Genomic DNA, 7,213 nt, shown 5'->3' with positions numbered 1-7,213 from the left:
CGGGACGGCTGTCTCCCATCCCCGGCGTCGGCCCGTTACCGCACGGCCGCCCAGCTCCTGGCCACGGCTTCCACGCCGAACCCAGCGGGAACCGACACGCCGACAAGTTGATCTTTTACGGCTTCACAGCGAGATGAACGTGCTCAGACCGGTGAACACGACGGACCGGCAGATCACGGCCAGCGAGAGCTTCACGAACGAGACCTTGTCGTCGGCCCCCACCGGGACCGCGGCGCTGGAACCGGTGCCCGTCGTCCCGCCCAGTGCGCGCAGGACGGGCAGGCACAGCACGGCCCCGGCGAGGGCCGGCACCACCAGCAGAGGCGAGAACCGCAGACCTCCGGTCGCGACCACGGCGGCGACCACGAGGGGCGCGACGGTGAAGCCGATGTTGCCGCCGAGGGTGAACCAGCCCATCGCGGTGTGGCTTCCCCTGGAGGCGATCCGCGCGAGGCGTGCCGACTCGGGGTGGTAGGCGGCGACCCCGATCCCGGACAAGGCCACGAACGCCAGCGTCAACGGGTAGGAGCCGGTGACGCCGCTCAGAGCGATCCCCAGCCCGCCGAGGATCGTGCCGACCGGCAGCAACCACGGCATCGCCCACCGGTCGGTCAACGCTCCGAACAGCGGTTGCGCCACCGACGACAGCAGCGACGCGGCGAGCACGATGCCCGAGACCGCGGCATAGGTGTAGGCGCGCTCGGCGACGAAAAACGGGACCAGTGAAGCGACTGCGCCCTGGTAGACGTCAACGCAGGCATGCCCGACCGACAACAGGATGACCGATTTGTTCCTCCGCACACCACGATGCTCGCCGCCCGGGAACGTGTCGCGCTTTCGTTAAGATGCCAATCAATGACGAAAATCCGCCACACGCCGGTCGCGCCGACCCACATCCAGTGGCTGGCGCCCAGAGCCGCCATCGACGCGCACCGCCACGACGATCACCAGATCATCTACGCCGCCCGCGGGGTCCTGGCCATCACCACCGACGCCGGCTCGTGGATCGCCCCGGCCACCCGTGCCATCTGGGTGCCGGCCGGGACCGTGCACGCACACGTCGCCCACGGCGAACTCGAACTGCACCTGGTCGGCCTGCCCGCGACCGACAACCCGCTCAACCTGGGCGAGCCGACCGTCCTGACCGTCGGGCCGCTGTTGCGCGAGCTGATCCTCGCCTACACCCGCACCCCGCACGACGACAGCCCGGAACGCGGGCGGCTGCGCGCCGTCCTGCTCGACCAGTTGCGGGCTTCACCCCAGCAGCCCGTGCACCTGCCCACTCCCACCGACCCCCGGTTGCAGGCACTGTGCGAGATCCTGCGCGCCGACCCGGGCGACAGCCGTACCCTCGCCGCGCTGGGCAAACAGATCGGCGCGAGCGACCGCACCCTAGCCCGGCTCTGCAAAACCGACCTCGGCGTCACCTTCACGCAGTGGCGCACCCAACTGCGCCTCTACCGCGCACTGGTCCTGCTGGCCGAGAACACCCCGGTGACCACGGTGGCGCACGCCTGCGGTTGGTCATCCGCCAGCACGTTCATCGACGTCTTCCGCCGTACCTTCGGACACACCCCGGGAACACACCGACACCGGTAGGCCGTTGCCGTCACTTCGGCACGTCGGCCGAGCTGTGCGAGGTCATGGCGAGGCGGTCCGCCCCCTGTCCCCCCTTGACAGCCCCTCGAACCGCCTCGCGGTTGTCAGGGTGGACGACCGTTCCTGCGAGCCGCTTGCGAACTTTCTGCATTGCCCTGTTCAGGGCACTATTCCTGCCAGTGCACAGTGGTGTCAGGGGTGGGTATGGCGGTGGAGTTCGGTCTGCTGGGCGAGGTGACCGCACACGTCGGCGGGCGGCCGGTGGACCTGGGGCCGGCCAGGCAGCGGTGTGTCCTCGCGGTGCTCGCGGTGGACGTGGGCCGGTTGGTGTCGGCAGAACGGCTGGTCGAGCGGGTGTGGGGTGCGGAGACGCCGCGGCGGGGGCGGGCGACGCTGCACAGCCACATCTCACGGCTGCGCCGCGCTCTGGCCGTGGCGGACGCCGCGGAGATCGTCCTGCGCTCGGGCGGCTACGCGCTGGTGGTGAACCGGGCGGACGAGGCGGTGGACCTGCACCGGTTCCGCGACCTGTGCGCCCGTGCCCGTGCCGCCGACGACCAGCGGGCCGCGGCGCTGCTGGAGGAAGCCCTGGGGCTCTGGCGCGGGGAGGCGTTGACCGGGCTGGACGGCGAGTGGGTGGCGGTCGAACGCGACCGGCTGCGCCAGGAGCGGCTGAGCGCCGAGCACGACCTCACCGACGTCCTGCTGCGGCTGGGGCACGGCGAGGACCTGCTGGCCGACCTGTCCGCGCGCGAGGCCCGGTGGCCGTTGGACGAGCGGGTGGCGGGCCAGTACATGCTGGCCCTGCACCGCGCCGGGCGCACCGCCGACGCGCTGGTCCACTACCGGCGACTCCGGGAACGACTGGTGGAGGAACTGGGCACCGACCCCGGCACCGCGCTGCAGGACCTGCACCGGCAGATCCTGGCCACCGACCCCGCTCTCACCGCCGTGTCCGCGAGCGCCCGCCACCTCACGGGTGAGTGGACCCCACCGTCCGCGCCTGCCACACCACCGGTGCCGAACAGCCTGCCCCGCGACATCCCGGACTTCACCGGCCGTGAACACGAACTCGACGAGCTGATCACCGCCGTCGAGCGTGCCGAGGGGGACGGCGCCACCGCGATCGCCATCCACGCCATCGACGGAATGCCAGGCGTGGGCAAGACCGCGCTGGGCACCCACGCCGCCCACAAACTGGCACCCCGCTTCCCCGACGGCCAACTGTTCCTCGGCCTGCACGGCCACACCCCCGGCCAGAAACCCCTCGCGCCCCACGACGCCCTGCACTCCCTGCTGCTGGCCATCGGCGTGCACCCCGACGTGCTCAACAACCACAAGACGGTCGACGACCGCGCACGCCTGTGGCGCACCCTGGTCGCCGACCGGAAACTGCTGCTGGTGCTGGACGACGCCGCCACCCACGACCAGATCAACCCCCTGCTGCCGGCGGCGCCCGGCTGCCTGGTGCTGATCACCAGCCGCAACCGACTCCCCGAACTCGACGGCGTGCGGCCCCTCACCGTGACCGTCCTGTCCCGCGACGACGCCACCCGGATGCTGCTGCGCCTGGCCCGACGCGCACCCGACCCCGGCGAGGCCGAGGACGTGACCCGCGTGGTGGAACTGTGCGGGAACCTGCCGCTGGCGATCGCGATCACCGCCTCCCAACTGCGCGCCCACCCCACCTGGTCCGTCCGCAACCTCGCCGACCTGCTCGCCGACCAGCTCGCCCAGGCGGACGACAAGCTCGGCGAACTCGAATACGGCGGCCGCTCGGTGAAGGCGGCCTTCGACATGTCGTTCCGCGACCTGCCCGTCGACCAGCGCGAGATGTTCACGCTGCTCGGCGTTCACCACGGCCCCGAGATCGACGCCCGCGCCGCGGCGGCCCTGTCCGACACCACCCCGGCACGAGCCCGCCGCGCGCTCGACGCCCTGCACACCCGGCACCTCGTCCAGGAGACCAGCCCAGGCCGCTACCGGCTCCACGACCTCCTGCGCGCCTACGCCAACACCCACGCCGCACACATGGACCCCGACCACCACCAGCGGGCCACCACCAGAGTCCTCGACTACTACCTGCACACCGCCCACACCGCCACCCGGCACCTACCCGCGCACCGCACGCCCGGCACCCCGGTCACCCCGACCGCGCCCGCACACCCCACGCCGATCACCGACACCGATCACGCCCTGACCTGGCTCACCACCGAGCTCCGCACCCTGGCCACCGCCATCGACCACACCCACGCCACGCACCCCGCCCACACCGTTCACCTCTCCACCACCCTCAATCCCTACTTCCGCACCGCAGGCCAGTGGCAACACGCCCGCACCATCCACCACACCGCACTCACCACCGCCACCCGAACCGGCGACCCGCGCACCCAGGCCACCGCGCTCAACGACCTCGGGTACGTGTACGAGCGACGTGGTGATCTCGACGCGGCTGTGGATGCGCAGACGCGGGCGGCGGAGCTGTTCACCAGCAGCGGTGACCTTTTGGGGCAGGGCAACGCGCTCAACAACCTCGGTCGCGTGTACGAGCGCCGGGGTGATCTCGACGCCGCGGAGCGTGCGCAGACCCGTGCGCTGGACCTGTTCAGCCGTAGTGGTGATCTCCTAGGGCAGGGCAACGCGCTCAACAACCTCGGCCGCGTGTACGACCGTCGGGGTGATCTCGACGCCGCGGAGCGTGCGCAGACCCGTGCGTTGGAGTTGTTCACCCGCATCGGCAGTCTCGTGGGGCAGGGCAACGTGCTCAACAACCTCGGCTACGTGTTTGAACGGCGGGGTGATCTCGGCGCTGCGGTGGATGCGCAAACGCGTGCGCTGGAGCTGTTCACCCGCAGCGGTGACCTCCTGGGCCAGGGCAACGTGCTCAACAACCTCAGCTACGTGTACGAGCGTCGCGGCGATCTCGACGCGGCTGTGGATGCGCAGACGCGGGCGGCGGAGCTGTTCACCAGCAGCGGTGACCTTTTGGGGCAGGGCAACGCGCTCAACAACCTCGGTCGCGTGTACGAGCGCCGGGGTGATCTCGACGCGGCAGTGGATGCCCAGACGCGTGCGTTGGAGCTGTTCACCCGCAGCGGCAGCCTGCTGGGGCAGGCCAACGCGTGCCTCGGCATCGGCATCGCCCACCACCGGAAACACGACCTCGACACCGCCGCCGACAGCCTCACCCGGGCCCTGCACCTGTTCACCCGCGCCGAGGACCCCGACGGCCAAGCCGAAACCCACAACGCGCTCGGCGACCTCGTCCTCGACCGCCCCGACGCGGGAGAAGCCCACACCCACTACACCACCGCACTCACCCTCGCCCGCGCCTGCGGCAGCAGACTCCACGAAGCCAACGCCCTCGTCGGCCAAGCCCAGTGCCTCCACCGCACCGGCAACACCTCCGAAGCCATCTCCCTCCTACAACAGGCACTCACCATCCACCGTGACATCAACGCCCCCGAAACGACCCACACCGCCCACCTCCTCGCCGCACTCGACCCGACCGGCCGAACCAGGGAGAACCATGCGCATCGGTAGGAAGAAGGAAGCCGGTGGTGGCTCCCGGGCCGCTGTCGGGCGACATCTCGAGAAGCACCTCGGGAAGCCGATCTCCCGGATGACCGCGAAAGTAGCCGACCGCACCCGGATCGACCTGCTCCGGTACGCCGATGCGCCGTGGAAGGGCCAGACCACCCTGGTCACGAACGGCTTGGCGGACTACGCGCGGGAACACGCGTTCGCTGCGGACGGCGGCTACGCGCAGGAGCTGCTGATGGTGCTGCGGGCCGACTACGTGACCGAGCAGTCACTCGACTTCTTCGCCCGCAACGGCGACCTCTGCACGCGGCAACACCGGTTGCTTTCTGCCTGCTTCTCCCACTGCGGCACGCGGAGGTGGAAGCGGCCGGGCGACTGGGAATCGACGCGTTCAACGAACAAGTGGAGAGGCTCGACCCGGAAATCGGAGACCTGCGCAGACCGCCGATGCGGCTGCGGCCGTGATCCGGGTGGCGGTGTCAGGGTGGTGTGGGTAGCGCGGTGCAGGCCTTGGTCAGGTCGCGGCTCGCGTGGAGGACGGTGCCGTCGGGGCGGATGACTGCTGCGGTGGCGTGGCCCTGGTGGAGCCAGCTGTGCAGGTCGTCGCCGGGGGGGTCCGGATCAGGACGGCGCCGTGTGCTCGGACGGTGGCGCGTTGGGTGGGGGAGGGGGTTGTCGAGGTGATGACCGCGAACCGGCCTGCGGCGATGTCGTCGACGCGGCGGCCGTCGTCGAGGACCGCGTTCGGGCACAGTCTGCCGGTCAGGCCACGGCGAAACAGTGGGCGTCGCACGATGCCGGAGCGGTGCAGCGCGGGGGTTTCGCTGCTGAGTACGCGGGCCTTGAGGCCGGGCACCCGGTGCAGTCGGGGTACCACGACGCGGCGGATGAGGTTGGCCGTGTCGCCGCCTTCGGTCATGGCGCGTCCGATCAGCTTCGCCGACCGGATGAGGGTTCGGGCGTGCGGCGCGCGTTCGGTCTGGTACGTGTCCAATGTGGACTCGGGCAGCGTCCGGTCGAGGACGCCGGCCAGTTTCCAGGACAGGTTGGCCGCGTGGCCACGTCGACGACCAGCCAGCGTTGGGCGAACCCCAGGTCGCGCATGGTGGCGCCGATGGACGCCCGTGCGAGGCTGTTGGCGCCGTCGCAGCCGAGCACGTACCGCGCGTGCACGGAGGACCGGGCGCCGGTGGTGCGGTCGGTGAACTCGACGCGCACCGTGCCGGCGTCCTGGACGATCGCGGTGACCTCGGCGTTGCCGCGCAGGGTGACGGTGGACGGCAGGTTGGCGCGCAGGAGGCGTTCCAGCTCGGGCTGGTCGAACATGTTGGCCTCGGGGTAGCCGTGCCGGCCGCGCGCCGACCCGCGCCGGAACTCCGCCAACACCCTCATGTCGGAGTCGACCAGCCGCAACCCGTAACACGGCCAGGAGATCGAGGCGAACTGCTCTCCCAGACCCGCGCGTGCCAGGACGCGGTAGATCTCGTCGTCGAGGTGCACTGCCCGTGGCTGCGGGTAGACGGACTCCCACCGGTCCAACACCAGGCACTCCACGCCGTGTCGCGCGAGCAACGTCGCCGCGGTCAACCCGGTCGGCCCCGCACCGATCACGACAACGGGAACAACACTCATCACGTCGATCCTAACAGGACGATCACGTAGGAGGCGACCAGCACGGCGCACACCAGGGCGGGTGCGAGTTCACGCACCCCGTTGCTCCGACGCATGTGGACGATCAGCGCACCGGCGAGCAGGAGCAGCAGTCCGCAGGCGGCCAGGACACCGAGCAACGGCACCACCGGCCCGAGCGCCACACCGGCCGCGCCCGCCACCTCCAACACGCCGACGCGGCGGTAGGCGGCGATGGAGAAACCGGATTTCGCGGCGAGCGCGCGCATCGGTGGTACAGCAAGGATCTTGGCCAGCCCGAGCACGCCGAAGATCACCGCAACGATGACCGCGAGGGGGATCACGGCCGCACCCGCACCGTCGAACGAAGGGCGTAGCGGCTCAGCGTGGCCTGTGCGGCTGCCTGGTCTGCCGGTGCGACGTCGACCACGGCGATGACGGA

7 protein-coding genes are annotated in these 7,213 nt (G+C 70.7%); 3 read left to right on the top strand and 4 right to left on the bottom strand.

The genetic code is table 11. The features are described 5' to 3' along the window. Positions 1-123: 123 nt before the first annotated feature. The gene (locus tag FM051_RS38995) at positions 124-801 is read right to left on the bottom strand and encodes an MFS transporter (RefSeq protein ID WP_202919241.1); all 678 of its coding nucleotides are present in this window, start codon (positions 799-801) and stop codon (positions 124-126) included. Between the two features lie 54 nt (positions 802-855). Here FM051_RS38995 and FM051_RS38990 point away from each other — a divergent pair, with 54 nt between their 5' ends. From FM051_RS38990 to FM051_RS50160, 3 genes are all read left to right on the top strand, one after another. Beyond that, on the top strand, positions 856-1,599 hold the full coding sequence (locus tag FM051_RS38990; protein WP_158852149.1) for an AraC family transcriptional regulator: 744 nt from the start codon (positions 856-858) through the stop codon (positions 1,597-1,599). A 204-nt stretch (positions 1,600-1,803) separates the two neighbouring features. Continuing rightward, positions 1,804-5,142: an AfsR/SARP family transcriptional regulator gene (locus FM051_RS38985; protein ID WP_158852148.1), complete on the top strand. Its 3,339-nt coding sequence runs from the start codon at positions 1,804-1,806 to the stop codon at positions 5,140-5,142. Next, positions 5,129-5,701 carry a suppressor of fused domain protein gene (locus FM051_RS50160; protein WP_162470782.1) on the top strand — a complete coding sequence of 191 codons (573 nt, stop codon included), beginning with the start codon at positions 5,129-5,131 and terminating at the stop codon, positions 5,699-5,701. The genes FM051_RS38985 and FM051_RS50160 overlap by 14 nt, the downstream gene beginning before the upstream one ends. Here the strand turns inward: FM051_RS50160 and FM051_RS52355 are convergent. Genes FM051_RS52355 through FM051_RS38975 form a run of 3 tightly spaced genes read right to left on the bottom strand, consistent with a single transcriptional unit; the run spans position 5,657 to position 7,115 of the window. Then, the gene (locus FM051_RS52355; RefSeq protein ID WP_238412965.1) at positions 5,657-6,151 is read right to left on the bottom strand and encodes a hypothetical protein; all 495 of its coding nucleotides are present in this window, start codon (positions 6,149-6,151) and stop codon (positions 5,657-5,659) included. The genes FM051_RS50160 and FM051_RS52355 overlap by 45 nt on opposite strands. Continuing rightward, positions 6,073-6,774, bottom strand: a complete 702-nt coding sequence (locus FM051_RS52350) for an FAD-dependent monooxygenase (protein WP_238412964.1) — start codon at positions 6,772-6,774, stop codon at positions 6,073-6,075. Before FM051_RS52350 ends, FM051_RS52355 begins: the two co-directional genes overlap by 79 nt. Then, positions 6,774-7,115, bottom strand: a complete 342-nt coding sequence (locus tag FM051_RS38975) for a DoxX family protein (RefSeq protein ID WP_158852147.1) — start codon at positions 7,113-7,115, stop codon at positions 6,774-6,776. Before FM051_RS38975 ends, FM051_RS52350 begins: the two co-directional genes overlap by 1 nt. Positions 7,116-7,213: the final 98 nt, after the last annotated feature.

Source organism: Saccharothrix deserti (genome assembly GCF_009769385.1).
In the GTDB taxonomy this organism is placed as follows: Bacteria; Actinomycetota; Actinomycetes; order Mycobacteriales; family Pseudonocardiaceae; genus Actinosynnema; species Actinosynnema deserti.
This window is presented reverse-complemented; position numbering and strand designations above follow the sequence as displayed.

Coding starts and splice junctions, on each gene's coding strand:
- FM051_RS50160 (WP_162470782.1), top strand. CDS start 5,129: ATGCGCATCGGTAGGAAGAAGGAAGCCGGTGGTGGCTCCCGGGCCGCT.
- FM051_RS38985 (WP_158852148.1), top strand. CDS start 1,804: ATGGCGGTGGAGTTCGGTCTGCTGGGCGAGGTGACCGCACACGTCGGC.
- FM051_RS38990 (WP_158852149.1), top strand. CDS start 856: ATGACGAAAATCCGCCACACGCCGGTCGCGCCGACCCACATCCAGTGG.
- FM051_RS52350 (WP_238412964.1), bottom strand. CDS start 6,774: ATGAGTGTTGTTCCCGTTGTCGTGATCGGTGCGGGGCCGACCGGGTTG.